General features: G+C 68.7%; 23 protein-coding genes. 1 reads left to right on the top strand and 22 read right to left on the bottom strand.

The genetic code is table 11. From position 1 onward, the window contains the following. Nucleotides 1-30 precede the first annotated feature (30 nt). From AB0J95_RS31100 to AB0J95_RS31060, 9 genes are all read right to left on the bottom strand, one after another. Nucleotides 31-222: a (4Fe-4S)-binding protein gene (locus tag AB0J95_RS31100; RefSeq protein ID WP_364765684.1), complete on the bottom strand. Its 192-nt coding sequence runs from the start codon at nucleotides 220-222 to the stop codon at nucleotides 31-33. Continuing rightward, nucleotides 215-1,390 (bottom strand): cytochrome P450, encoded by a 1,176-nt coding sequence (locus AB0J95_RS31095; RefSeq protein ID WP_364765681.1) that lies wholly within the window; start codon nucleotides 1,388-1,390, stop codon nucleotides 215-217. The genes AB0J95_RS31100 and AB0J95_RS31095 overlap by 8 nt, the downstream gene beginning before the upstream one ends. An 8-nt stretch (nucleotides 1,391-1,398) precedes the next feature. Further along, a complete protein-coding gene (locus tag AB0J95_RS31090; protein ID WP_364765678.1) occupies nucleotides 1,399-2,541 on the bottom strand; it encodes a glycosyltransferase in 1,143 nt (380 codons plus the stop codon). After that, nucleotides 2,538-2,888: a hypothetical protein gene (locus AB0J95_RS31085; protein WP_364765675.1), complete on the bottom strand. Its 351-nt coding sequence runs from the start codon at nucleotides 2,886-2,888 to the stop codon at nucleotides 2,538-2,540. Before AB0J95_RS31085 ends, AB0J95_RS31090 begins: the two co-directional genes overlap by 4 nt. Beyond that, on the bottom strand, nucleotides 2,885-3,613 hold the full coding sequence (locus AB0J95_RS31080) for a class I SAM-dependent methyltransferase (protein WP_364765672.1): 729 nt from the start codon (nucleotides 3,611-3,613) through the stop codon (nucleotides 2,885-2,887). Before AB0J95_RS31080 ends, AB0J95_RS31085 begins: the two co-directional genes overlap by 4 nt. Nucleotides 3,614-3,622: 9 nt before the next feature. Next, the gene (locus tag AB0J95_RS31075; protein ID WP_364765669.1) at nucleotides 3,623-5,113 is read right to left on the bottom strand and encodes an FAD-binding protein; all 1,491 of its coding nucleotides are present in this window, start codon (nucleotides 5,111-5,113) and stop codon (nucleotides 3,623-3,625) included. After that, complete coding sequence (locus tag AB0J95_RS31070; protein WP_364765666.1) at nucleotides 5,110-5,796, bottom strand: antibiotic biosynthesis monooxygenase; 687 nt, start codon at nucleotides 5,794-5,796, stop codon at nucleotides 5,110-5,112. Before AB0J95_RS31070 ends, AB0J95_RS31075 begins: the two co-directional genes overlap by 4 nt. Before the next feature lie 8 nt (nucleotides 5,797-5,804). Further along, the gene (locus AB0J95_RS31065) at nucleotides 5,805-6,842 is read right to left on the bottom strand and encodes a methyltransferase (protein ID WP_364765663.1); all 1,038 of its coding nucleotides are present in this window, start codon (nucleotides 6,840-6,842) and stop codon (nucleotides 5,805-5,807) included. A 198-nt stretch (nucleotides 6,843-7,040) separates the two neighbouring features. Then, complete coding sequence (locus tag AB0J95_RS31060) at nucleotides 7,041-8,672, bottom strand: MFS transporter (protein WP_364765660.1); 1,632 nt, start codon at nucleotides 8,670-8,672, stop codon at nucleotides 7,041-7,043. Nucleotides 8,673-8,835: 163 nt separating this feature from the next. Here AB0J95_RS31060 and AB0J95_RS31055 point away from each other — a divergent pair, with 163 nt between their 5' ends. Next, the gene (locus tag AB0J95_RS31055) at nucleotides 8,836-9,840 is read left to right on the top strand and encodes a WYL domain-containing protein (RefSeq protein WP_364765657.1); all 1,005 of its coding nucleotides are present in this window, start codon (nucleotides 8,836-8,838) and stop codon (nucleotides 9,838-9,840) included. Here the strand turns inward: AB0J95_RS31055 and AB0J95_RS31050 are convergent. The 13 genes from AB0J95_RS31050 to AB0J95_RS30990 all read right to left on the bottom strand — a co-directional run bounded on the left by AB0J95_RS31050 (nucleotide 9,819) and on the right by AB0J95_RS30990 (nucleotide 23,107). Next, the gene (locus AB0J95_RS31050) at nucleotides 9,819-10,790 is read right to left on the bottom strand and encodes an NAD-dependent epimerase/dehydratase family protein (RefSeq protein ID WP_364765654.1); all 972 of its coding nucleotides are present in this window, start codon (nucleotides 10,788-10,790) and stop codon (nucleotides 9,819-9,821) included. The genes AB0J95_RS31055 and AB0J95_RS31050 overlap by 22 nt on opposite strands. 27 nt (nucleotides 10,791-10,817) lie before the next feature. Then, complete coding sequence (locus AB0J95_RS31045; protein WP_364765651.1) at nucleotides 10,818-12,815, bottom strand: NB-ARC domain-containing protein; 1,998 nt, start codon at nucleotides 12,813-12,815, stop codon at nucleotides 10,818-10,820. A gap of 236 nt (nucleotides 12,816-13,051) precedes the next feature. Continuing rightward, nucleotides 13,052-14,011: an acyltransferase domain-containing protein gene (locus AB0J95_RS31040; RefSeq protein WP_364765648.1), complete on the bottom strand. Its 960-nt coding sequence runs from the start codon at nucleotides 14,009-14,011 to the stop codon at nucleotides 13,052-13,054. 4 nt (nucleotides 14,012-14,015) lie between these two features. Further along, complete coding sequence (gene fabD / locus AB0J95_RS31035) at nucleotides 14,016-14,948, bottom strand: ACP S-malonyltransferase (RefSeq protein ID WP_364765645.1); 933 nt, start codon at nucleotides 14,946-14,948, stop codon at nucleotides 14,016-14,018. Continuing rightward, nucleotides 14,945-16,060 carry an FAD-dependent monooxygenase gene (locus tag AB0J95_RS31030; protein ID WP_364765642.1) on the bottom strand — a complete coding sequence of 372 codons (1,116 nt, stop codon included), beginning with the start codon at nucleotides 16,058-16,060 and terminating at the stop codon, nucleotides 14,945-14,947. The genes fabD and AB0J95_RS31030 overlap by 4 nt, the downstream gene beginning before the upstream one ends. After that, entirely contained in the window at nucleotides 16,057-17,013 is a 957-nt protein-coding gene (locus AB0J95_RS31025; RefSeq protein WP_364765639.1) for an SRPBCC family protein, read from the bottom strand. Before AB0J95_RS31025 ends, AB0J95_RS31030 begins: the two co-directional genes overlap by 4 nt. 3 nt (nucleotides 17,014-17,016) lie before the next feature. Further along, nucleotides 17,017-17,796 carry an SDR family NAD(P)-dependent oxidoreductase gene (locus AB0J95_RS31020; RefSeq protein ID WP_364765636.1) on the bottom strand — a complete coding sequence of 260 codons (780 nt, stop codon included), beginning with the start codon at nucleotides 17,794-17,796 and terminating at the stop codon, nucleotides 17,017-17,019. Then, entirely contained in the window at nucleotides 17,793-18,080 is a 288-nt protein-coding gene (locus AB0J95_RS31015) for an acyl carrier protein (protein WP_364765633.1), read from the bottom strand. Before AB0J95_RS31015 ends, AB0J95_RS31020 begins: the two co-directional genes overlap by 4 nt. Before the next feature lie 14 nt (nucleotides 18,081-18,094). Continuing rightward, nucleotides 18,095-19,252: a ketosynthase chain-length factor gene (locus tag AB0J95_RS31010; RefSeq protein ID WP_364765631.1), complete on the bottom strand. Its 1,158-nt coding sequence runs from the start codon at nucleotides 19,250-19,252 to the stop codon at nucleotides 18,095-18,097. Continuing rightward, nucleotides 19,249-20,508: a beta-ketoacyl-[acyl-carrier-protein] synthase family protein gene (locus AB0J95_RS31005; RefSeq protein ID WP_364765630.1), complete on the bottom strand. Its 1,260-nt coding sequence runs from the start codon at nucleotides 20,506-20,508 to the stop codon at nucleotides 19,249-19,251. Before AB0J95_RS31005 ends, AB0J95_RS31010 begins: the two co-directional genes overlap by 4 nt. Beyond that, nucleotides 20,505-20,831 carry a TcmI family type II polyketide cyclase gene (locus tag AB0J95_RS31000; RefSeq protein ID WP_364765628.1) on the bottom strand — a complete coding sequence of 109 codons (327 nt, stop codon included), beginning with the start codon at nucleotides 20,829-20,831 and terminating at the stop codon, nucleotides 20,505-20,507. The genes AB0J95_RS31005 and AB0J95_RS31000 overlap by 4 nt, the downstream gene beginning before the upstream one ends. Before the next feature lie 22 nt (nucleotides 20,832-20,853). Then, complete coding sequence (locus AB0J95_RS30995) at nucleotides 20,854-22,305, bottom strand: FAD-dependent monooxygenase (protein ID WP_364765626.1); 1,452 nt, start codon at nucleotides 22,303-22,305, stop codon at nucleotides 20,854-20,856. 181 nt (nucleotides 22,306-22,486) lie between these two features. After that, on the bottom strand, nucleotides 22,487-23,107 hold the full coding sequence (locus AB0J95_RS30990; protein WP_364765624.1) for an NAD(P)H-dependent oxidoreductase: 621 nt from the start codon (nucleotides 23,105-23,107) through the stop codon (nucleotides 22,487-22,489). Nucleotide 23,108: the final 1 nt, after the last annotated feature.

The following is a 23,108-nucleotide window of genomic DNA, read 5'->3' as shown; positions in this document are numbered from 1 at the left end:
CGGGAAGGGAACCGGTCCGCAAAGGACCTTCTAAACCACCGGCACGACCAGGGAAAGTGCGCCCATCGGGCAGGACCTGACCCGCCGCTGGATGTCCTCGGTGTCCGGTTCACCAACGACGACCTGGCGGTCGCGCGACTGGAAGATCCGGGTGGACAGTCCTTCGCACTGCTGGTGCAGCTCGCATCGACGGGCGTCGATCCGGACCACCACGTCAGCCATGCAGGGTCACGTCCAGCCGCTCGATGCCGCGGATGGTGTTGTGCAGCCGCCAGGTGGGCTCGCCGACCTCGATCCGGTCGACGTGCCGGATCAGCGACTCCAGCAGGCTTTGGCCCTCCAGCCGCGACAACGCCTGCCCGACGCACGCGTGGATGCCGTGCCCGAAGCCGACGTGCTGCGCCACCCCCGGCCGGTCGATCGTGAACGTCTCCGGGTCGTCCCAGAACCGCTCGTCCCTGTTCGCCGAACCGAACAGCAGCAGCACCCGCGAGCCCTTCGGCAGCGGCGCGCCGCCCAGCTCGGTGTCCTCGGCGACGTACCGGGTGAACCCGCGCAGCGGCGACTCGATCCGGATGATCTCGTTGAACGCCGACGGGATCAGCGACGGGTTCTCGCGCAGCCGCTGCCACTGCTCCTTGTGCGTACCCAGCAGCCACAACATGCTGGACAACGCGCTCACCGAGGTGTCCATCGAGGGCGCGAGGAAGTCGCCGAGCAGGCCGGGCAGCAGCTTGTCCTCGATCTTGCCCTCGCGGGCGTCCGCCACCAGCTCGGCGCCCCAGCTGCCCGCACGCAGGTTGCCCGGCTGCGACATGCGGTGCAGGAACTCGTGCATCTCGCCGAGCAGCGGCAGCCCGGACCGGGTGCGGTCGTTCATCGGACCGAACGCGTTGAACCCGGCGCTGGCCCAGTGCAGCAGCCGCTCCTTGCCCTCGTCCTCGGGCCAGCCGAGCAGGTCGGGCACCACGCCGAGCGGGAACGCCACCGCGAAGTCCTGGACGGCGTCGAAGGACTGCTTCGCCACCAGCTCCTTCACCAGCCGGTCCGCCCAGGAGGTGACGTAACCGGTGATGTCGGCCATCGCGCGCGGCTTGAGGTGCCGGGCGACCAGGCCGCGGACGTACGCGTGGTCCGGCGGGTCGCTGGTGAAGCTGCTGCCCTTCTGGGCCCTGTTCAGGGTGTCCGTCAGGCCCACGCCCTCACCGGAGACGAACGTGCCGTGGCGGTGCAGGGCCGAGTACACCTCCTCGTAGCGGGCCGCGCAGTGCACCTGGTGCGAGGTCAGGTACACAACCGGCGCCGCCTCGCGCAACGACCGGTACAGCGGGTACGGGTCGGTGATCGACGAGTCGGTGTACGGGTCCAGGTCGCTCTCGGGGATGGTCATCGTCGCCACTAGTTCACCTTTCGCGCGACTAGGTCTTCGATCAGCGCAACCATGTCCACGGCGGTCGGCGCGGTGGCGGCCTGGCCGGCCAGCTCGCGTGCCTTGGTGGCGTACGAGGAGTCGCCGAGCATCTCCTTGACCACCTGGGCGATCGCCTCCGGCGTGCCCTCCTCGCGGTACAGCGTCCGCGCGCAGCCGTAGTCGGTGAGCCGCCGCAGGGTCGGGACGAACGCCTCGAACGGGTTAAGGATCAGCTGCGGGGTGGCGGTGTTGATGGCGTTGACCGCGGTCAGGCCGCCCGCCGGGTGGATGATCAGCTCACAGGTCGGCAGGATGACCTCCAGGGGGATCCAGCCGGCCCGCACCTGCGGGAAGCGCTCCCGCAGCTGCTTGCCCTGGTCGTCACCGATCGCGACGACCACCTCGACACCGACGTCGAGCAGACGCTCCACAATGGACGTCACCCGGTCCATCGCGCCCGGGAAGGCGAACCGGAAGCTGCCCAGGGTCAGGCAGACCCGGCCGATGTCGGGCGCCCGCAACATCCACGGTTCGATCGGGCGCTGCTTGTTGTGCGGCGTCCAGCGCATGAACGTGCCGGCCTTGCTGTTCAGCCCGGGCGGGCAGATGTCGATCTGCAGCGCCGGTCCGGGCAGCTCGGTGGCACTGATCCTGGCCAGCTGCTCGGCCAGTTCCTCGTGCAGGTAGTCCTCGTAGCCGTGGATGTCGAACAGGTCCCAGGACTGGCGGACGAAGGGAATGCCGAGGTACTTCGCCGCGGCCTCGACGCCGTGCGCCTGGCTGCCGCCGATCAGCACGTCAGCGCCCCAGAGCTTGCTGATCTCGACCAGATCGTCGAACACGTAGCTGCCCTGACGGCCGAACCAGTGCCCCAGGTAAGGCATCTCCAGCTCCGGCCGGACCGGATACTCGATCGCGGGCCGGGTTCCGGTGGCCGCCTTGATGCTCTCGGTCGTATGCCCTAACGCGACCGGGATCGACGGCAGGCCGACACTCGTGACGGCGGCGGACAGTTCCTCGAAGGATGCGACCAGGATCTCGTGCCCGGCGGCACGTAAGGCCGAGGCGAGCGGGCCGATGGCGAACGCGCTGGCCGGGCTCGTCCCGGCGGCGTAGAACAGGGCCTTCATGACGCGGCGCCTTGCAGCCGGTCCTTGTCGCGCTCGGCGAAGTAGGCCTCCTTGAGCCCCACGGCCTCGAAGTCGATGGCCGCGAGACCGGCGGTGATCAGGTGGCTGGACCGCAACGCCCGCACCAGGTCGAGGTAGTTCTCCATGTCCTCGAACTCCAGGACGAAGAAGCTCTCCGGTTCGCGGCCGTACCTGATCGCCCGCACCGGGCTCACTTGCCCGCCCTGCTTGACGAACGCGCCGATGGCCGGGAAGACATGTTCGTGCTCGACGGCGATGCGCTCGTCGAGCGACAAGGCGTACCAGGGCGTCATGTAGTTGACGACGATGACGGCGGTGAACTTCATGACTGCGGCTCCGATCGCAGGACGGCGTGCAGGTGCCAGATCTTGGACACGACGTTCCCGGCCTCGTCCACCATCTGCTCGTCGAGGTTGACGCTGGGGGCGTCCACCTCGAAGGTGCGCGGGTCGACCATCTTGGCGACCGCCTCGGGCGGCAGCGAGCTGTGGTACCGGGTGGCCTCGATCGTCCTGATGTCCCATTCCGGGCTGAAGATCGCGCGCAGCTCGGGTTCCGAGTAGCGGCGCGGTCCGGGGTAGTCGGGGGTGAGCTCCTTGGCGAACGTGAACAGGTGCAACTCGGCGCCACTGTCGCAAATAGACCTGAGCAGCTCGGTGTAGCGCGGCGCCTCCTCGACCGGGAGGGTGTGGAAGAACGCGCTGTCCAGGACGACGTCGTACTTCGTGCCCGCGGTCGCCAGCGAGAACGCGTCCGCGACCCGGAAGTCGACCTTGACGCCGTGAAGGTCCGCCTTCTTGCGCCCGGTCTCGACGGCGACCTCGGAGATGTCCACCGCGGACACTTCAAGCCCCTTGGCGGCCAGGTAAAGCGCGTTGTCGCCGAGGCCGCAGCCGAGGTCGAGGACATGCCCACGGAACCCGCCGTCGTCACAGATCGCGCGGATGGCCGGCTGCGGGCCCCCGATATTCCACGGCATCAGGGGACCCATCTTCTCCCCGTCCTGGTACAGCTTCTCGAACGGGATCTTCTCGGTGCTGCCGGTGGTCATCGGTTCCTCTCAGGGTGCGATGGACATGCTGTGGTGGAAGGTGTTCAGCGGATCCCAGGTCCGTTTCGCCGTCTGCAGCCGCGCGTAGTTGTCCTTGTAGTACAGGTGCTGCCAGGGCTGGTCCGACCGGTTGTGCGCGGGATCGGTGAGATCGAGGTCCGGGTAGTTGATGTAGCAGCCGTCGGTGGCGCCACCGGTGACCGGCACTCCCCCGGTCCCGGCGAAGAACTCCTCGTACAGACCGCGGAGCCAGCCGAGGTGCAGACCGTCCAGTTCGGACTCCAGCCAGCCGCAGAACCAGGAGGACTTCGCGATCGAGTCCCGTTGCGGGCTGGCGGTTTCCGACGAGGCGCGCCGGTTGATCTCGCCGCCGTAGCTGTTGAGCATCACATACGAGGCGAAGCCCGGGTAGTCCGAGTTCAAATGGCGGTACAGCACGGAAAGCTGGTCGTCGGTGGGCGTCGTGCGGTGGTAGGCGGACTTGGACGCCGTCCGGGCGCCCATGACGTCGCCGCAGTCGGCCTGGCTCATGTAGCGGGTCCCGGTCAGCCAGCTCATCACGCCGCCCCGCGCAATCCCCATGACCGGCAGCCCTTCGGTCAGCCCGGCGACGAACTGCTCGAGGATCCGGCCATCGGGATCCACGTCGGCGTCCTGCTGGACCATCAGCTCCAGCACCTGAGCGCTCTTGTGCTTGACGAAGAACGTGGCGAACAGCGAGGACTCCGGCGTTCCCGGCGCGGAGTGGCGTTCGTGCCACTCGAAGAACCGACGGATCACAGTGACGAAGGACGACTCGTCGAACATCGCCCACGGGTACACGACCTTCTTGACGTGTAGCCGGCTTGCCGCCCGAGGCAGGCCGATCTCCTCCGTGGCAAGGTGTTGCGGGCTGCGGAACTCGTACGCGGTGACCACACCGAAGTTGCCGCCACCACCGCCGGTGTGCGCCCAGAACAGATCGCCGAGTTCGCCGGTGTCGTCGGCGGTCGCGGTGACGAGACGGACATTGCGCGAGTCATCAACAACGGCAACCTCGACGGCTCGCAGGTGATCCACCGCCAGCCCCAGCTGACGGGACAACGGGCCATAGCCGCCACCGGCGACGAGTCCGCCCATGCCGACCGCGGAACAGGCGCCCAGCGGCAAAGCCGCGTTCCACCGACGGAACAACGCCTTCTGGACCTGGTCGACCGTCGCCCCAGCGCCGACCCGCACGCCGCCGTCGGAGAGGGAGACGGTGTTGAGGTTGTGCATGTCGAGCACGAGATCCCGCTGCGGCGCACCGACGAAGTTCTGTCCACAGTGGCCGCCCGACCGGCAGGCGACACCAAGCCCGTCGGTGACGGCTTTCCGCAGGGCGTGCACGACCTCGTCCGCGGTGGACGGAATGACGAACTCGTTCGGTTCGACCGCGAACCGGTGGTTGTCCGAGTGGGAAAGCTCGATGTACCGGGGATCCTTGCGGCCGATCGTGACCGGTTCGAAGATCTGGGTCACGACTGGTAGCCCTCCTGGGCGCGGGAGAAGACGACGTCGTAGGTGTTCGACTCGCGCGAGGTCAGCATGGCCTTGCCACGCTCGCGCATCTGCCGGTCGTGCGAGGGCCGCTGGTCCTCGGGCATCGTGTGGAACGCCTGGTAGGACGCGGCATCGTCCCACTGCGCGTAGTTGACGACCATGTCGCCGTCGAGACCGCGGAGGATGCTGTGCGAGCGGTACCCGGGCACCTGGCGCATCCACTCGTCCGGCTTGGCCAGCAGCGAAACGAGGTCGCTCTGGTCGGTCTTGTCGCAGCCCATCAGCACGATCACGGTGAAGTCGCCACCGTCCGGCCCGATCTCGGTGCGGTCGCCGCCGTCCCTGGTCTGGACCGACACCACCTCGGTCTTCAGCAGGTACACCGAAGTGGTCAGATCGGTGAAGTAGGGCACCGTGTTGTGCGCGAAGTTCTCGCCCTCGTAGCGCTCCTGCAGGTCGTTGATCGAACGCCACTGGATGTAGTTGGCGGCGCAGGGTTTCTCGATCCCGGCGTGCAGTGTGGACGATCGCCAGCCCGGGTAGTTCGCGTTGGCGATGATCCCCCGCATGGCGTCCAGCAGGGTCGCCTGCTTCTCCGCGTCGGTGGTGTTGAACAGGTTGAAGACGGTCAGCGAACCGTTCTCCGGCTTGATGATCGGCATGGCTCCTCCTACGCCGTTTTCTTTCCCTGGACGACCGACTGCAGCCCGGCGCGGGTGACCCCGACCAGCTCGATGCCGACCTCCGCCATCAGCGACCGGAACTCGCCGACGGTGCGCTGCTTTCCCTCGCACAGCACGAGCATGTCCATGTCCATCAACGAGATGGCCCGGTCGGCCAGGTCGTCCAGGCCGGCCACCGCCTCCACGACCGCGAGGTGGGCGCCCCTGTGCATCGCCGCCGCGATGTTCTTGAAGATCAGCCGCGAACGGGTGTCGTCCCAGTCATGGAGCACATTGGACACCAGGTACAGGTCGCTGCCCGCGGGCACGCTGTCGAAGAACGAGCCGCCCTTGACCGTCACCCGGTCGGCCACGCCCGCCTCGGACAGCTCCGGGTACGCCCGCGAGACCACGTCCGGCTGGTCGAACAGGACACCCGTCATGCCGGGATACTGCTGCAGCACAGCGGAAAGCAGCGCACCGCGGCCACCGCCCACGTCGGTGACACTGGCGAACGGCGAGAAGTCGAACGCCTCGACCACCGGCCGGATGATCCGCTTGGACAGCTCGGTCATGGCCGAGTTGAACACCGCCGCGGTGTCCGGGTTGGAGTCCAGGAACTCCCAGACACCCGAACCGTGCATGGCGGCGAACGGCGAACGGCCGGTCCGCACAGCGGTCGGCAGGTGCGCCCACGTCGCCCGCTCGGCTGTGGAACCGGCCCACCGCGCGAAGTTGCGCATCGAGTCGTCGTCGTCGGTGGCGAGCGCGCGGCCGAGTTCGGTCAGCGCCAAGGTGTTGTCCCCGGTCTGCTGCATCAGGCCGACCGCGGTGCCCGCCCGGAAGAACCGGCCGGCGATATCGCGCTCCAGCCCGAGCCGGACCGCGAGCTGCGCGGGCGAAAGGTCACCGGCGCTGAGCGCGTCGGCCACGCCGAGCTCCGCGAACGTGCTGACGACACCGGCGCGCCAGCTTCCCATCAACAGGTCCAGCAGCTGAAAACTGACCGGCGGCGACTGCGGAGGCAGCGCTGCCCTGCTTGTCATGGTCATGGTGTCCCTTCGTCTGGTTGCGTGCATGGAGGTGAGGCACCGCTGCGTGGGCAGTTCGTTCGCCCTCTACTCTCCTTGCCGCGACGGCATTCGAGCTAGGTATCCCGATGGGATGGTCCGGGGACATCGTCGGCGGACACACGTGGAGGGACGGGCGAACGCGCCCGTCCCTCCACGGTCTGGCGAACCGGCTCAGAGCGTCGGCTGAGCCTGTTCGGCGGGTTGTTCGTTGCCCCACTGCCGCGCTTTGGGATCCGGCTTGGGAATGAGGAAGGTCGCCAGCATGCCGAGGACCAGCAACGCGGCACAGGTGAACCCGTTGATCTGCACGCCATGCGACATCGCGTCCCGCGCGGCGTCGGCCGCGGCCGAGGTCTGCGGGTTCTGGCTCAGCCCCGCGATCATCGACCCCGCGCTGTCCGACACGGCCGACGACAACTTCTCCGCGTCGGCCGGCGATGTTCCTTGCCCGACAAGCCGATCCGACAGGTCGCCGGCCAGCGCGCCGAAGAACGTCGACGTCAGCACCGCGATGCCCAACGCGGAACCGAGCTGGCGCGCGGCACTCTGGATACCGGACCCCTGACCGGCGCTCCACGGCGGCACATCGGCCAGCACCACGTTGGTGACCTGTGCGGTGGCGAAGCCGACGCCCATGCCGTACAGGAACAACGCGATCCCGATCACCCACCACTGCGAGTCGCTGCTGGACAGCAGGCCGAACATGAGCAGCGCCGCGGCCTCCAGCGTCAGTCCGATCCGGACCAACGCCACCGGGCCGGTCTTCTGCGCCATGCCGAAGCTGGCCCCGCTGGCGAAGAAGCTGCCGACCGCCACGATGAAGACCATCAGTCCGGTCTGGATCGTCGAGTAACCCAGCGCGAACTGCAGCCACAGCGGCAACACGGCGAGGATGCCGAACTCGGCCAGCGCGATGATCAGCGTCGCGATGTTGCCGGTGCTGAAGGACTTGATCGAGAACAGCGACGTGTCCATCAGCGGTGCGGTGCCCTCCTTGCGGCTCAACCTGATCTGCAGCACCAGGAACAGGACCAGGCAGACCACGGAGACCAGCAGCGCCACCGGGATGACGGACAGGCCGGACTCGCTGAACGGGCCGAAGCTCTTGCGCGCGTCCCACCAGCCGTAGCTGCGGCCTTCGATCAGGCTGAACGCCAGCAGCCCCAGCCCCAGAATCGAGAGCACGCCACCGAGCCAGTCCAGCCGCGCGGGCTGGCGGGGCGACTTGGGCAGGTACTTCATCACGCCGAGGAGGATCAGCACCACGAACACGATGTTGATGCCGAACGTCCAGCGCCACGAGTACTCGCTGAGCCAGCCGCCCAGCAGCGGTCCCACCGCGGCTGCGGCGCCGATGGTGGATCCCCAGACGGCGAACGCCTTTCCGCGGTCGGGGCCCTGGAAGCTCATGTTGAGCAAGGACAACGATGTCGGCATCACGATCGCGCCGCCGATGCCCTGCGCGAAGCGGCTGAGGACCAGGATCTCACCGGTTGGCGACAACGCCGCGGCGATGCTCGCCACCCCGAAGATCACCGTCCCGATCATGAACAGCCTGCGTGCGCCGATGATGTCCGACAGACGACCCATCACCAGCAGCAGCGCGGCCAGGATGATCGCGTAGGACTCCTGGATCCACTGTGCTCCGAAAGCCGAGATCCTCAGGTCGTCGATGATCGGCGGCATCACCACGTTGACGATGGTGAAGTCCACGACCACCAGTGAGACGCCCAGTGAGATGGCCGTCAGGCCCATCCACGCGTCCCGGCCGGCCGGCGCGGGCCGAGTTGGTGCTCCGGACACTGCTTTCCCTCCGTTCGATCACGTGTGGCCACTCCCGGCAGGGGGTGACCGGGAGTGGCACTCGGGTGCGGGGGCGCGACTCGCCCCCGGCCCTCGTGGCACGATGTCAGAAGAAGAGGTCGTATCCTGTCCGCTTCTCACGTCAATCCGGGGGGAAGATCCGGTGATCGCGAACCGAACGCTCGAACTGCTCAGCCTGCTGCAGGCCCAGAAGGAGTGGACCGGCAACGATCTCGCGCGCCGGCTCGGCGTGTCGCCGAGGACCGTGCGGCGCGATGTGAACCGGTTGCGCGAGCTGGGTTATCCGGTGTCCGCGACCAAAGGTCCCGGCGGCTACTACCGTTTGTCCCGGGGCACGCATCTGCCGCCGTTGATCGTCGACGACGAGCAGGCCGTTGCCATCGCGCTGGCACTGCAGACGGCCCCGGCCACGGTCACCGGAATGGGTGACGCCACAAAGCGTGCGTTGAACTCCATCAGCGAACTGCTGCCGCCGCACCTGTCCCGGCGCCTGGCCACGTTCTCGGTCGAACAGATCGAGAACGCGTGGGAACTGGCGCCGCCACAGGTCGATCCGGCTCTGCTGGCGCAGCTGAGCGCCGCGGCGCAGGGACGCGACCTGGTCCGGTTCAGCTACACGTCGAGCAGCCCGCGGCTGGCCGGGGCTGGTGAGGTGGTGGTCGAACCACATCGCCTGGTGGTCTGGTCCGGTCGCTGGTACCTGGTGGGCTACGACCAGCGCGGGAAGTCCTGGCACGCCTACCGGCTGGACCGCATCTCCGACCTGGCATCGACCAGCTGGGGCTTCAGCCAGCGGGACATGCCGGACAAGGACATCACCCGGTTCGTGCAGAACCAGCCGGACCGCGGCGACGCCGCCGACTCGTGGCCGTGCTACGGCACGGTCCTGATGGAGTGCCCGGCGCATCTGGTGGCCAAGTGGGCGCCGGGGATCGCGAGCTTCGAGGCCGTCGACGAGCGGCTGACCCGGATCCACATGGGAGCGTGGTCATGGGCGGCGCTGATCGGCTTCCTGGTGACGTTCGCGTGTCCGTTCAAAGTGGAGGGTCCGCCGGAGCTCGCCGACGCCGCCCGCCGGATCACCAAGCGGGTCGACGTCGAGGTGCCGGCCAAGCGGCGGAAGGGTCAGCCGAGCGCGAGCCGGTGACGCAGGTCGGCCCGGACGGCCCGCATCCCTTCCTCGATGCCGAGGAAGGGCGAGGACCCCAGATCGGTCCAGACCCGGGACTCGGCCGTGAGGTCCACATTGGCCGCACCGGGAGCGTCCTCGTGCACGATCGACACCGGGCGGTCGAACAGCCGCTCCGCCATGGTGAGCAGCCCCTCGATGCGGAACGGCCGGCCGCTGGCGAAGATCTTGCAGACGTAGGGATCGCCGCCCGCGGTCCGCACCCGCGCCGCTTCCACCGCGGCCACGGCCATTCGGGCGCAGTCCCGCGCGTAGATGTAGTCGCGGGTGGTCTCCAGCGGGGCCCTGAGCGGCAACGGTTCCCCGGTCAGCTGCGCCTTGACGATCGCGCTCACCAGGCCCTGGTTCTTGGTCAGGTTCTGCCCTGGCCCGTAGAGGTTCGTGATCCGCGCGGCCACCGCGGGCAGGCCGCGCGACCGGGCCAGGGCACTGAGCTCTTCTTCGAGCCGGAGTTTGGCCTCGCCGTAGGGATTCACGGGAACCGCCGGGGAGAACTCGGTGAACGGCGCGGTATCCGAGCCCGCGTACGCGCCGCCCGCCGACGAGGCGAAGAAGATCGCGCCCTTCGACGGCCCGCCCCCGTCGCCGATGCCCGCCAGCAACCGGCTCAGCTGACGGCGTTCCCGCTCGACCTGGTCGGCCCCGGTGTGGAACACCGCCAGCCCGGCACACCAGTACAGGTTCCAGTTTCCCTGCTGCGCGGCCAGAAAGCGGCCGAGCGAGGACAGCTGCTCACCCGCCCGCGCGTGGTCGGGCCAGTCGATCCGGACCCGCTCGCTCAGCCGGCCGCCCAGCACCTCGCAGACGTGCCGGCCGAGCAGGCCGCCCCCGCCGACGACGAACTGGCTGGCCGGCATGGATCTCTGCTGCGGGACGCGGACAAGTTCGTCGTACAGCACGGCGGACATCGGTCCGGCTCCTTCCGGTGGCGAACGTCAGCACACGGCACAGGCAGCGGCGGTGTGCTCACTGGCAATGCCCAGCAACCGGTCCCGCACCAACGGATCCGGGTGCTCGTCGGCGGCCTCCAGGGCGAGGTCCCACACCACTTCCTGCTGCCTGGTGTCCAGCAGCAGCCGCACCAGGCCCTCCCAGGCCAGGCACAGGTCGACGAACTCCGCGCCCAGATCCAGCCGCTTGGCCAGTTCCCCGGACCGGGTCAGGGTGCTGAGCACGACGTGACCGTCCGGACCGCGCGACGGGCTGATCCGGCTGGCGCCCACCAGCCCGTTCGAGGCCTTGTAGTGGCGCAGGGCGGCCTGCACGACCCGGCGCTGCTCCTCGTACCCGATCGTCTCCTGGGCCTGCAGGTGCGCGGCGTGCAGGAGCAACGGGTGGATCCGGTACGCGCCGGAGTGCGTGCGCTGCACCAAAGCCCGGTCGGCGAACCGCCGGTAGGCCCGCCGCGCCCAGTCGGCCGACACCCCGAGCGAGGCCGCGATCGAGGCCTCGTCCAGCTCGGGACAGGGCAACAGGGACAGCCGAAGGTACCGGTCGCGGTCGAAGTCCTCCAGGCTGGTCAGCGACGTCATCAGCCGGCCGACCAGGCTGCGCCCGGGCACCTCCAGCTCGTGCAGGGCGGTCGCCGATGAGGCCAGCCGGTCGCTCAGCTCGCGGAAGTCCACGTAGTCCCGGGTCGAGATCCGAGCCGCCGCCAACCGAAGCGCGAGCGGCAGGTTGGCGCACTGCTGGACCAGTGCACGGGCATCGCGTGCCTGGCTGCCGGTGAACCGCTGGTGCACCATCCGGCTGAGCATCTCCAGGCACTCGTCCTCGTCCGGCACCTCGAGCGAGATGTGCTGTGCGCCATCGATTCCGTTGAGGATGATCCGGGAGGTGAGGATGCAGGCGCTGGTACCCGACGGGGGTATCAGTGGTTCGACCTGTTCGATGGCACGCGCGTCATCGAGAACGATGAGCAGCTTCAGCCCGGAGGTGACGCTTCGCCACTGCGCCAGGCGGCCCTGCTCGGACGACGGGATGTCCTCGTCCGCGATGCCCATCTGCCGCAACAGAACGCCGAGGGCACTGGACACGCTCGCGGTCGTGGCGCACGAGAACCCGTCCAGGGAAACGAAAAGCTGGCCGTCCGGGTAGTGCTGGGCCAGCTGGTGGGCCACGTGCACGGCCATCGCCGTCTTGCCGACGCCGCCCATGCCGTGAATCGTCGCGACCGCGGGCTGAACGGCTCCCGCGCGCGACAACATCGCCCGCAGCGCACCGATCTCGCGGTCGCGGCCGCTGAAGTCGTGCAGATCCCTTGGCAGGCACCGCGGCCCGACCGGTGAACCGGGACGGTCCGGCGGCGCCGGGGCATCGATCACCGGCACGTCCGGGGCCGTGATCACCGAACCCGCGTGCACCGGCCGCCCGTGGATCTTGGCCGCCGCGTGCAGGATCGAGGTCAGCTCGTCGGACCGGCCGCGTTCCCGGAACGCCGGCAGAGCCTTGTTCAGCAGCACCCGGTGCTGCTCGACCAGCTCGAAGATCTGGCGCTCCTCGCTCTGCGGCTCCGAGCCCTCACACGGGCGGCCGCGCCAGAGCGCGAGCGCGGAGTAGGCGGCCGACAGGTCCGCGTCGGTCGCCAGCGACCCGGCCATCACCTGGTCGAACAGCCTGCAGAACTCCGACACGTCGGACTGCTCCGGCGTCAGCCGCAACATGTAGCCGTCCTGCGAGGTCTCCACCAGGTCCCAGCCCTCGTCCAGGCTCAGCCGCAGCGCGGAGATCATCTTGCGCACCTGGTGGCTCGCGCTCGGCGGCCGCTGCCGCCCCCACGCGGCGTCCAGCAGTCCCTCCATCGCCACCGAGCGTTCCGGCTTGAGGGCGAGGTAGGAGACGACGGTCCGATATTTGCGCCCGCTCAGCTGGACAAGGGCGTCATCACTCCGCACCCGGAGCGGGCCCAGCACGTCAAAGCGGATGGCACTCATGCAACTTCCCCCAGAAGTCCGTCCCCGGACGCGATTGATCAGCGGCAAAAGTAAAATTGAATAAGGTCCCTATCGAATCATCGGGAAAACGAGATCACGATCTCACCGCGGCACGCCTGCGGCGCTGCGACGGGCCACCAGACGGCAACTGCCTGAACAGGTCCACACACCCACCCCCATGGGTTCGGATCACACCTCAGTCACACTATCACCGAGGACCTGCTTTGTCAGGAGTTTCAATTCCCGGCCACCACCTCACTCCGGATCCGGGTCCACTGTTCGATCCCGCGCAGGTGCCGTGGCATCGTCGTCACCACAGTGGACAACCCGGTACGCACCGACGGCAGCCGCTTGGCGGCCATACTCAGCACGGTTCCCGGGCCGATCTCGACGAATTTCCGGGCCTCGCCGCCGAGCGTGCCGCGAAGGGCACGCCAGAATTCCACCTTTTCGGCCATCTGCCTGGTCCAGAACGAAGCGGGCAAAGCATCCCGGCCATCCACCGGGGCGGCCGAGTAGGCCGAGACCATCGGTATTCGGGGTACCGACAAAGCGGTTGAGCGCTTGACCAGAAACGCCTCGAACTCACCCGCGGCCGGCCGCAGGAGTGGTGAGTGGAATGGTTCGCTCGACGCCACCCGCATACACGAAATCCCGGCGGATCGCAGCCGGTTCACCATGGTCACGATCTCATCCTCGGCACAGCTCACCACGCATTGGTCGTCCGCGTTCTCCGCCGCGATGACGGCCTGCCCGCTGAGCAGTTCGCCGACGAGAGCCGCCGGCGCCCGGCAGCCGATCATCCCGCCGCGCGGCGCCAGGTCGAGCAGCCGCGCCCGTTCGGCCAGCAACGCCCCGGCCAGCTCGAGATCGAAGACCCCGGCGAGCGTGGCCGCCGCCAGCTCCCCCACGCTGTGCCCGACCAGCGTCACATCGGCATCGCCCAGTTCGTCCAGCCAGACCACCCCGGCGGCGTAGTCGATCCCGAACAGCAGTGGCTGCGCGAAGGATCCGCGGCTGAGCTCCGCCGTGGTCCCGTTGAGCCACACCTCGCGCAGGCGTTCGGCACCGGGACCGAACGCCCGCAGGAAGTCCTCGAACGCCCGGCTGAACCGCGGATCCGAGTAGTAGAGCGCGGCCCCCATCGCGGTGAACTGCGAACCCTGACCAGGCAACATGAGCACGACAGAGGTCATCGGGTCACCAGCCCACCACGCCGGCCGTGAACGACGCCAGATCGTTGGCGCGGAACGTCCGAACCGCGGGCAGCGCCCGGTTCACGAACCCGGACAGCACCTTTCCCGGCCCCAGCTCCCAGGTCTGCGACACCAGCCGCCGGCGCAGTTCGGCCATCACGTCCACCCACCGGACCCGGTGCACCAGCTGGTCGCCGAGCTGATGCTTGATCTGCGCGCCACTCCGGTAGGCCTCGGCGGTCGAACTGGACAACAGAGTCACCTTCGGCTTCTGGAAACCGAAGCGGCGCAGGTAGTCCACGAAGTCCGGGGTCGCGCTGCCCATCAGGCTGGAATGAGCCGGGCCGCCGATGCGCAGCACGGTCACGCGGACGTCGGTCATCGCGTCGAAGTGCTTGATCAGTTGGTCGATGGCGTTGGACTGGCCGGACACCACGGCCTGCAGCGGCTCATTGTGGTTGGCCACCTCGACCACCTCGCCGGTGTCCTCGCGCACCTGGTCGCAGATCCGCTCGACCTGCTCGATCCGGCAGCCGATGATGGCCGCCATCTTGCCGTCCACCCGCTGCTGCACCTGCGCCATCAGCACGCCACGGCGGTGGACGATCTGCAGAACCTCCTGCCAGGTCAGCACATCCGCCGCGGCCAGCGCCGAGTACTCGCCCAGGCTGTGGCCCGCGATGACGTCCGGGACGGCGCCGTGTTCCCTCGCCGCGACCAACGCCGAGTAGCTGCACATGAAAACGGCGGGCTGGGTGACCGTCATGTGCCGCAGCCGCTCGACCGGTCCGTCCGCGCACAGCCGGGTGAGCGGGAAGCCGAGGATCTCGTCCGCCTCCCGCCACAGCGGCTCGATCAGGCGTGGGTGGAGTTCTCGCAGGTAGGTTCCCATGCCTACCTTCTGCGTTCCCTGGCCGGGGAACAGGAACGCCTTCACCGCGCCACCTCCCGTTCGAGGACGTCGAAGCCCGCTATGCCGTCGGCGATCCGCCGCCGGTAGGTCTCGTCGGTGGTCAGCTGCTGGGCGATCCGGTCCTTGTCCCGGGCGGTCGCCTCGTCGGTGTCGAACAGCAGGCGCGCCTGCGTTCGCAACCGCTCCGCGACCACCCGCAACTGGGCCGAGCGCTCCTCCTGGTAGTCGAGAGGCGCTCCCGCAAGGTGGTCCAGCACCTTCCGGCCCAGCGCATCAGCGTCCATAATGGACGTGTTCAGGGCCTGGCCACCGATGGGGATGAACGGATGCGCCGCGTCCCCGCACAGCACGACCCGGTCACCCACCAACCGGCTGGCCACCCGCGTGTCATCGCCGAACGTCCGCAGCCACGACGGCTCGACGGGCAGGTCCTCACCGGTGGCATCCCGCCAGGCGGCCCGCAGACCTTCGGGTGTGCACACTTCACCCGGGGTCCACTGTGGATCGTGGATCATCACCCGCGTCACCTCGGGGCTGAGCGGTGCGGCGGTGACGGTGTACCGCCCGCGCCGTTCGAACCGGCGCCCGGGGACCTCGGCGCCGAGCAGGTCGGCCTGGACCAGGACACGAGTGGGCGGGGCGCCTTCGAACCCGATGCCCAGCAGCGACCGGACCGTGCTCGCCTGCCCGTCCGCCGCGACGACCAGCGACGCGGCGAAGGCACCCTCAGCGGTCTCGGCGATGCATCGCTGTCCCTGCCGGCGAAGCGAGGAGACACGCTCTCCATAGTGGACTCGGACACCTCGCTTCCGCGCCCAGCCGGTCAAGGTCCCGACCAGCTCCGGCTGCGGGCACCGCCAGACACCGGCCCATTCCGAGTCCACTTGAGACAGGTCGATGGGCAGGCCCGCGTAGTGCCCATGCGTGGCCCGCGGCAGTTCCCGGCCGAAGCCGACACCATGAGCGGCGAAGATCTCCATGGCCCGGGCGTGCAGAGTGGACGCCCGGGTCTGCGGGTTGGGCACCTCACGCGATTCCAGGACGGTGACCCGGGCGCCCGCGCCGGCGAGGATTCCCGCCAGCAGAAGGCCACTGGGCCCGGCACCGGCCACCAGCACATCCACTGTGTCACTCATCGTTGTGGCACATCGGCTTTGGCCCAGCGCACGGCGGCTTCCAGGGTACGCAGGCTGTTGTTCCCCAGGTTGCGCCGGGCGAGTTCCTTGGCGTCCGCGATGGTCGCCTTGTCCCCCAGCACCTTCCCGACCGCGTCCGCGTTGATCGCGACCGTGTGCCGGGAGGTCACCCGCCACTGTTCCCCGACCGGGCCGATCGTCCACGACCCGGTGTGCAGGGCCAGCAACGCGGGCAGCGTCACCTGCTTGTACAGCAGCCGCGCCGGGCTCTGCGAAATCCGGTAGGACTCCGTGACATGCGTGTCCCCGTCCGGGGTCCGGGTGCGCATCCGGAGGAACTGCAGGCCGTCGGAGAACTCCTTCATCTCCGCCTCGGCCACGTGGTCCAGCCGGCCCGCCCACAGCTCGCCGCGGTCCAGGAAGGAGAACAACAACACCGGATCGGCCGTGGTGTCGACCGAGTCCTCGAAGGTGAACGGCCCCAGCTCACCGTCCGCCCGTTCGCAGGCGGCCTTCAACGCGCCGAGCTCCTTGGTGCTGTTGGTGTCCACCGCGGCCGAGATCCAGTCGAGCGACGCCGGTGCGTCGTCGACCGCCCGGTAGGTGTGCAGCAACTGGACTTCACAGCTGTCGCCGGACTTCGGCAGCACCTTCCACTCGCCCGACATCTCGGCGACGGGCGGTGCGGTGACGGTCTGGGCGAACCGGATGGTCCGCGCCACCGGGTCCAGGTGCCGCTCGGACACCCAGGACTTGGGTTCACCGTTGGCGGTGGCCCACAACCGGATCGTCTGCGTGTCCCGGTCGCGGGACAGCTCCGCGCTGTGGATGGTCGGCTCGAAGATCTCCGACCACTGAGCCACGTTCTCCAGGCGGCGGTACACATCGTCGGCGCCGCAGCCGATGGTGGTGGTGTGCAGGTCTACGCGTGGCCGGTCGGTCACGTGGATCATCTCCTAGAAGTTGCCGAGGCCGCCGCACACGTTGAGTGCCTGAGCCGTGATCGAGGCCGCGCCTTCGGTGGTGAGGTACTCGACCATCGAGGCGACCTCGTCCGGGGTGCTGTACCGGCCGAGCGGGATCTTGGCCTCGAACGCGGTCAGGACCTCCGCCTCGGTGGTCTCCCACGCGTGCGCATAGCCCTGCCGGACCCGCACCGCCATCGGGGTTTCCACATATCCGGGGCAGACCGCGTTCACCGTGATCCCCTCGGGCGCGAGTTCCTTGCCCACGGCCTTGGTGAACCCGACGACGCCGTGCTTGGACGCGGAGTAAGGCGCGGCCAGCAGCACGCCCTGCTTGCCCGCTGTGGACGCGATGTTGATGACGCGGCCCTGCCCGACCTCCCGGATCCCGCCGCGCGCCAGGACTTCGCGGGTGACGTAGAAGACGCTGTCCAGGTTGGTGCGCAACACATCCCGCCACAGCTCGTCGGTCAGCTCCGACGTCTTGCCGCCACCGCTGCGGCCCGCGTTGTTGACCAGGATCCCGATCGGCCCGTTGGCCGCCACCGCCTGCGCGACGAGATCCCTCACCTGCTGCGGATCGCTCACGTCGGCGGTCAACGCCGTGACGGGAACGCCCTGATCGGCCAGTTCCTTGGCCGCGGTGCGCAGCCTTTCACCGTCCCGGCCGCAGATCGTCACGGTGTGACCGGCCGTCCCGAGCCGTTGCGCGACGGACTTGCCGATACCGCTGGACCCGCCGGTCACCAGGGCATGCCGGACGACGGTCATGATGCCTGCCTCCGCCGCTCCAGGGCCTCGTTGACGGCGTCCAGCAGCTGCTGGGGCGTGTCGAGGTCCATGAAGATCGAGTCGTCGATGTCCACGTCGTTCTCCCGGCTGAGCCGCAGGCCGGTCTCCAGCACGGCCAGCGAGTCGTAGCCTAAGTCCGCGAACGCCGAGGTACCCAGGTCCCGGTCGAGGTCGACGCCTTCGTCCACACCGGACCCTTCCTCCAGGGCCCGCTTCAGATCCGCCATGGTGATGCGGGTGACCACCGCGTCTCCTTTGTTCACTGCCTCTCCTCTGGTCATGCCCCGACGATCAGGGCCGAGTTGAATCCGCCGATGCCCCTGGCCAGCACCAGGGCATTGGTGATGCGCCGCCTGGTCGCCGTCGTGCACACGTTGAGCCCCAAGGACTTGTCGGGCTCGACGTTGACGGTCGGCGGGATGGTCTGGTCGCGGATGGCGAGCAGGGCCATGGCGACGTCCAGCGCGGCCGTTCCGCAGCCCATCCGGCCGGTCGCCGCCTTGGGCGCGGTGACCGGGATCGAGCCACGGCCGAAGATCTCGCCGATGGCTTCGGCTTCGGCCTGGTCCGCCGCCCGGGTTCCGGCCGCGTCGGCGAACACGACGTCGATGTCCTGGGGCCGCAGCTCTGCTCGACCCAGTGCCAGACGGATCGCCTGGCTCAGGCGGTCTTCGCCAATGGTCGCGCCATGGCCGCGGATCACGCCGTAGCGACCGTCGCTTGTGGACTGCAGTACGAGGTGGGCGCCGCCTTCACCGTTGACCCACCCGTTGGCGCGCTCGTCGAACGGCAGGTACGCGGTCGTGGCGTCCTCGGACTTCGACAGCTCACCGGTGGACGCGTGCGCGACGCGTCCCCACGGGCACATTGTGCTGTCCACAGCGCCGGTCAGGACGACCTTGCTCCCCCGCCGCAGCCTACGAGCCGCGAAGGCGATCGCGTCCAGGCCACCGGCGTCATCGGCCACGATCACCCCGCTGTGTCCCTGACTGCCGTGCCGGATCGAGATCTGCCCGGTGTTCACGGCGTAGAACCACGCGTAGGACTGGTGGGTGCTGACGTACTTGGGCCCCTTCGACCACAGGTTCTGCAGTTCCTTCTGACCGAACGCGTAACCACCCGCGGTGGACGCGGTCAGCACGCCGATGTCGAACGGATCCAGCCGCCCCAGGTCGATCTCGCTGTCGTCGAACGCGCCCGCGGCGGCCACCAACGACATCTGGGTCATCCGGTCGGTGGCGGGCAGCAGGCGGCGGGGCAGCCCTTCGGGGGTGAAGGTGTGCACCTCACCGCTGATCGGGTTGTCGTAGGTGGTCGAGTCGAACGACCGGGTCGGCGCCAGGCCGCTATAGCCGTCCAGGACGGCCTTCCAGTGCTCCTCGCGGGACAGGCCGAGGGGCGAGATGATGTCGATGCCACTGATGTTGGCGGTCATGAGCTCTTCTCCGGGTCGGCCAGGACCATCGCGCTCTGGAACCCGCCGAACCCGCTGCCGGTGGTCAGCACCCGGTCGGTGCGCCGGCTGCGGGCGTGCACCGGGACGTAGTCCAGGTCCAGCTCGGGGTCCGGCCGGGTCAGGTTCGCCGTCGGCGGGATCATGTTGTGCCGCAACGCCAGCGCGCACGCGGCGATCTCCAGCGAGCCGATCGCGCCCAGCGAGTGCCCGATCATCGACTTGATCGAGCTGATCGGCACGTGGTGGGCGGCCTCGCCGAGGGACACCTTCAGCGCGGCGGTCTCGTGCCGGTCGTTCTGTTTCGTCCCGCTGCCATGGGCGTTGACGTAGTCCAGCTCGTGTGGGTCCATCTTGGACTGGAACAGCGCCGCGGTCACGGCTTCGGCGAGCTCGCGGCCGTCGTCCTTGAGGCCGGTCATGTGATAGGCGTTGCAACGGCTGGCATATCCGGTGATCTCGCCGTAGACGCGGGCGCCCCGGCGTTCGACGGACTCCTCCGACTCGATCACGAACATCGCGCTGCCCTCGCCGAGGACGAACCCGCCCCGCGTGACGTCGAACGGGCGTGACGCGGACTCCGGCGTGTCGTTGTAGGTCGACGTGGCCTTGATCGTGTCGAAGCAGGCGACCGTGATCGGCGAGATCGGTGCGTCGGTCGCGCCGCAGATGACCGAGTCGAGAACCCCGTCCTGGACCAGTTCCCACGCCGTGCCAACGGCATCGATCCCGGACGTGCACCCGGTCGACACGACTCCGCTCTGGCCGGTCACCTGGGCGTCCCGCGCGATCTCGCCGGCGAAGGAGCTGGGCACGAAGTAGGAGTACAGCTCGGTGGGCGCGTCCGGGATCACGTCCCAGAGCACGCCGTCCTTGCTGACCTGCCGGTAGACCTCTTCGAGCTTCGTGGTCGCACCGACCGCGGACCCCACGATCACCCCGGTGCGTTCCGGCGGCGAGGTTCCCGCCCAACCGGAGTCCACAATGGCCTCACGGGCGGCGACCAACGCGAACTGGGCCGCGCGGTCGAGTTCCTTGGCCTGTGGTTCGGTCAGCCCGGCCGCCTCGGCGTCGAAGTCGACCTCGGCCGCCACCTGGGAGCGGAACGGCTCCGGGTCGCACAGGCTGAGCCTGCGCGTGGCGGTTCGCCCTTGTGTCAACAGATCCCAGTAGTTGTCCCGGCCGACGCCGCCGGGCGCCACGACACCGACGCCGGTGATGAAGACGCGGCGGCTCACTGGCCGGACTTCCAGTGGTAGAAGCGCTCCGCGATGGCGTCCTTGGGCGACTGCCAGTCCGGCGCGTAGGCCTCGATGTACGGCCTGAGGTCGGCGCTGACCTGGATGAACCGCGGGTCGGACTTGGCGTCCTCGACGGTTTCCGTGCCGTTGGGCGTCTCGAAGTCCTGCAGGTGGAAGTACAGGCCGCGGTAGCGGAACAGCTCGCGGCGGCGGGTGCCCATCCGCTGGGGCATGTCGGTCGCGTCGAACGCGGTGAAGATGTCCGACACCGCCTCGGCGTGACCGGGCTGCATCCTGGCGACGATGAGAGTGCTGAACAACGGTCTTGTCCCCCTTCGGTGGTTATGCGGCGGTGGGTTCGCCGAGCCAGCGGGTCAGGGCGGCGCTCAGCCCGTCACCGCGCTCGCCCGCCCAGGCGATGTGGCCGTCCGGCCGGACGAACAGGTTCTGGTCGTGCGGTTTCGGTGCCTGCGCGCGAACTACGCGCAGCCGGTGCCGCCACGGCTCCACGGCCGCTGGTACCGGCTCGTCGGAGTTCAGCAGGACCAGCAATGCTTCTCCGTGCCGCAGTTCTTCGAGCACGTCCGCGCCGTCCGCGTCGAACGTGTCCGGTGGCAGCCGTTCGCCGACCGGCCTCGGCAGGCCCAGGTCGTAACGGATGTCCAGGCCGCTCACCGAGTCGGCCAGCCGGGTCGACACCTCCGGGATGTCCAGCAGCCGCTTGATGGTCTCCCGCAACGGATCCACCTCGGGACCCCGCAGGAACAGCTGCCCCTGGGCGGCGGTGTTGCGCAGCAGCTCCAGGCCGACCGGGTAGCGCTCGGCGTGGTAGGTGTCCAACAAGGACTCCGGTGCGTGACCCTGGCTGACCAGGGCCAGCTTCCAGCCGAGGTTCACCGCGTCCTGAATGGACACGTTCATACCCTGTCCGCCGGCTGGGAGATGCGTGTGCGCACTGTCCCCGGCCAGCAGGGCCCGGCCCGAACGATAAGAGTCCACTATGGATGACGCGTCCGAGAACGAGCTGGCCCACAGGCATTCGCCGTCCGCCAGTGGTTTGCCTACGACGTTCTCGTACGCTGCCTTGATCTCAGCGTGGGTGACCGGGGTGCCCTGCGGCCGCATCGGCTGGGTGAAGTCGCAGACGATGACCCGTTCGGTCCCGTCCCCCAGAGGCGCCGACATCACCATCCCTTTCTCGTGCTTGACGCCGAACGGCTCGTTCGGCAGACCGCAGCCGCGCAGGTCGCCGAGCAGCATCTGCACGGAGGCGGGCGTGCGCCGGACCGGCATGCCGATCGCCTCGCGCACAACGCTCGCCGCGCCGTCACAGCCGACCACGTAGTCCGCTTCGACGACCTGGCGGCCGTCCGGCCCGGCCAGCTCGCAGCGGTACCCCTGCCCGGTCGGTGTCATCGACTCCAGCCGCCACGGCCGCCGCACCTGGACCCCCAGTTCGGCCAGCCAGGCCCCCAGTGCCTGCTCGGTCTTCGACTGCGGGTACTGGTTGGCCGGCCGCATCGTGCTGGACAGGCGGGCGCCGTCGATGTTCAGCCCGGCGAAGTGCACGCCCGGCACCTGGACCAGACCCTCGAAGCGGTCCAGGATGCCGCGCTGCCGGAGGATCTCCAGCGTCCGCACGGTGAACCCCAGTGCCCGCGACTGTCCACTTGGGCCGGACAGCGCGTCGACCGTCAGCGGCGGGCTGCCGTGCAACGCCAGCTCGGCACTGAGCATCAGGCCGGTCGGGCCGGCCCCGACCACGAGAACCGGTACGTGCGAGTTCGACGTCATACCGTTCACACTGCCCTGCGAACAGCTTCCCCAGTAGGGCATCGACGGTGAGGACGAGGGGATATCCGTGCTATCCCAAGGGAACCTCGTCGTTCCCGAGCACGAGCACACCGAAAGGACGCGCGGTCCAAGTCCACCCTGGACACCGCGACGCCCGTTCTGGTGCTCGCATGGGACAGCTCTAAGCCGACCGCACGACCTCGGCCCGCAGCGGGGTGAGCGCGCCCGACCAGGCGATGACCTCGTCGAGCATCGTGGTCAGCGCCTCTTCCTGCCCGTTCCCGGGAACGAAGACCCCGGGCGAGGTCGGGTCGGTCATGTCGAACCCGGTGTAGTCGAAGTCGGTGAACACCGACAGCACGACCTGGCTGCGCACCGTGGCGACCTTCACCTCGGCGAGCGTCAGCCGCAGGTGTTCGACCGCACGCGTTCCCCCGTGAACGCCGTAGCTGACGAACCCGGCGGCCTTGTCATTCCATTCCGCGAACAAATAGTCGATCGCGTTCTTCACCGATGCGGGCATCGAGTGGTTGTACTCCGGCGTGACGAACACGAACCCGTCGTACGAACCGATCGTCCGCGACCAGCGCTCGGTCTCCGCGTTGCGGTACTGGCCGAACTTCGCGGGCACCGGCTCATCGAGCAACGGCAGCGCGTAGTCGGCCAGGTCGACCAATTCGAACATCGCGTCACCGAGCATCGCGGCGGCATGCCGTTGTGCTGTTTCCACGACCCACTTGGCGACGGTCTCCCCGCGCCGGCCGGGCCTTGTACTGCCGAGAATGACGGCGATCCTGGTCATT

The organism is Actinocrispum sp. NPDC049592, from assembly GCF_040675465.1.
Taxonomy (GTDB): Bacteria; Actinomycetota; Actinomycetes; order Mycobacteriales; family Pseudonocardiaceae; genus Kibdelosporangium.
Note: the sequence above shows the minus strand (reverse complement) of the source record. Positions and strands in the feature narration are given on the sequence as shown.

Coding starts and splice junctions, on each gene's coding strand:
- AB0J95_RS31050 (WP_364765654.1), bottom strand. CDS start 10,790: ATGTCCGCCGTGCTGTACGACGAACTTGTCCGCGTCCCGCAGCAGAGA.
- AB0J95_RS31065 (WP_364765663.1), bottom strand. CDS start 6,842: ATGACAAGCAGGGCAGCGCTGCCTCCGCAGTCGCCGCCGGTCAGTTTT.
- AB0J95_RS31010 (WP_364765631.1), bottom strand. CDS start 19,252: ATGACCGCCAACATCAGTGGCATCGACATCATCTCGCCCCTCGGCCTG.
- AB0J95_RS31070 (WP_364765666.1), bottom strand. CDS start 5,796: ATGCCGATCATCAAGCCGGAGAACGGTTCGCTGACCGTCTTCAACCTG.
- AB0J95_RS31095 (WP_364765681.1), bottom strand. CDS start 1,390: ATGACCATCCCCGAGAGCGACCTGGACCCGTACACCGACTCGTCGATC.
- AB0J95_RS31100 (WP_364765684.1), bottom strand. CDS start 222: ATGGCTGACGTGGTGGTCCGGATCGACGCCCGTCGATGCGAGCTGCAC.
- AB0J95_RS31080 (WP_364765672.1), bottom strand. CDS start 3,613: ATGACCACCGGCAGCACCGAGAAGATCCCGTTCGAGAAGCTGTACCAG.
- AB0J95_RS31045 (WP_364765651.1), bottom strand. CDS start 12,815: ATGAGTGCCATCCGCTTTGACGTGCTGGGCCCGCTCCGGGTGCGGAGT.
- AB0J95_RS30990 (WP_364765624.1), bottom strand. CDS start 23,107: ATGACCAGGATCGCCGTCATTCTCGGCAGTACAAGGCCCGGCCGGCGC.
- AB0J95_RS31025 (WP_364765639.1), bottom strand. CDS start 17,013: ATGATCCACGTGACCGACCGGCCACGCGTAGACCTGCACACCACCACC.
- AB0J95_RS31090 (WP_364765678.1), bottom strand. CDS start 2,541: ATGAAGGCCCTGTTCTACGCCGCCGGGACGAGCCCGGCCAGCGCGTTC.
- AB0J95_RS31085 (WP_364765675.1), bottom strand. CDS start 2,888: ATGAAGTTCACCGCCGTCATCGTCGTCAACTACATGACGCCCTGGTAC.
- AB0J95_RS30995 (WP_364765626.1), bottom strand. CDS start 22,305: ATGACGTCGAACTCGCACGTACCGGTTCTCGTGGTCGGGGCCGGCCCG.
- AB0J95_RS31040 (WP_364765648.1), bottom strand. CDS start 14,011: ATGACCTCTGTCGTGCTCATGTTGCCTGGTCAGGGTTCGCAGTTCACC.
- AB0J95_RS31020 (WP_364765636.1), bottom strand. CDS start 17,796: ATGACCGTCGTCCGGCATGCCCTGGTGACCGGCGGGTCCAGCGGTATC.
- AB0J95_RS31030 (WP_364765642.1), bottom strand. CDS start 16,060: ATGAGTGACACAGTGGATGTGCTGGTGGCCGGTGCCGGGCCCAGTGGC.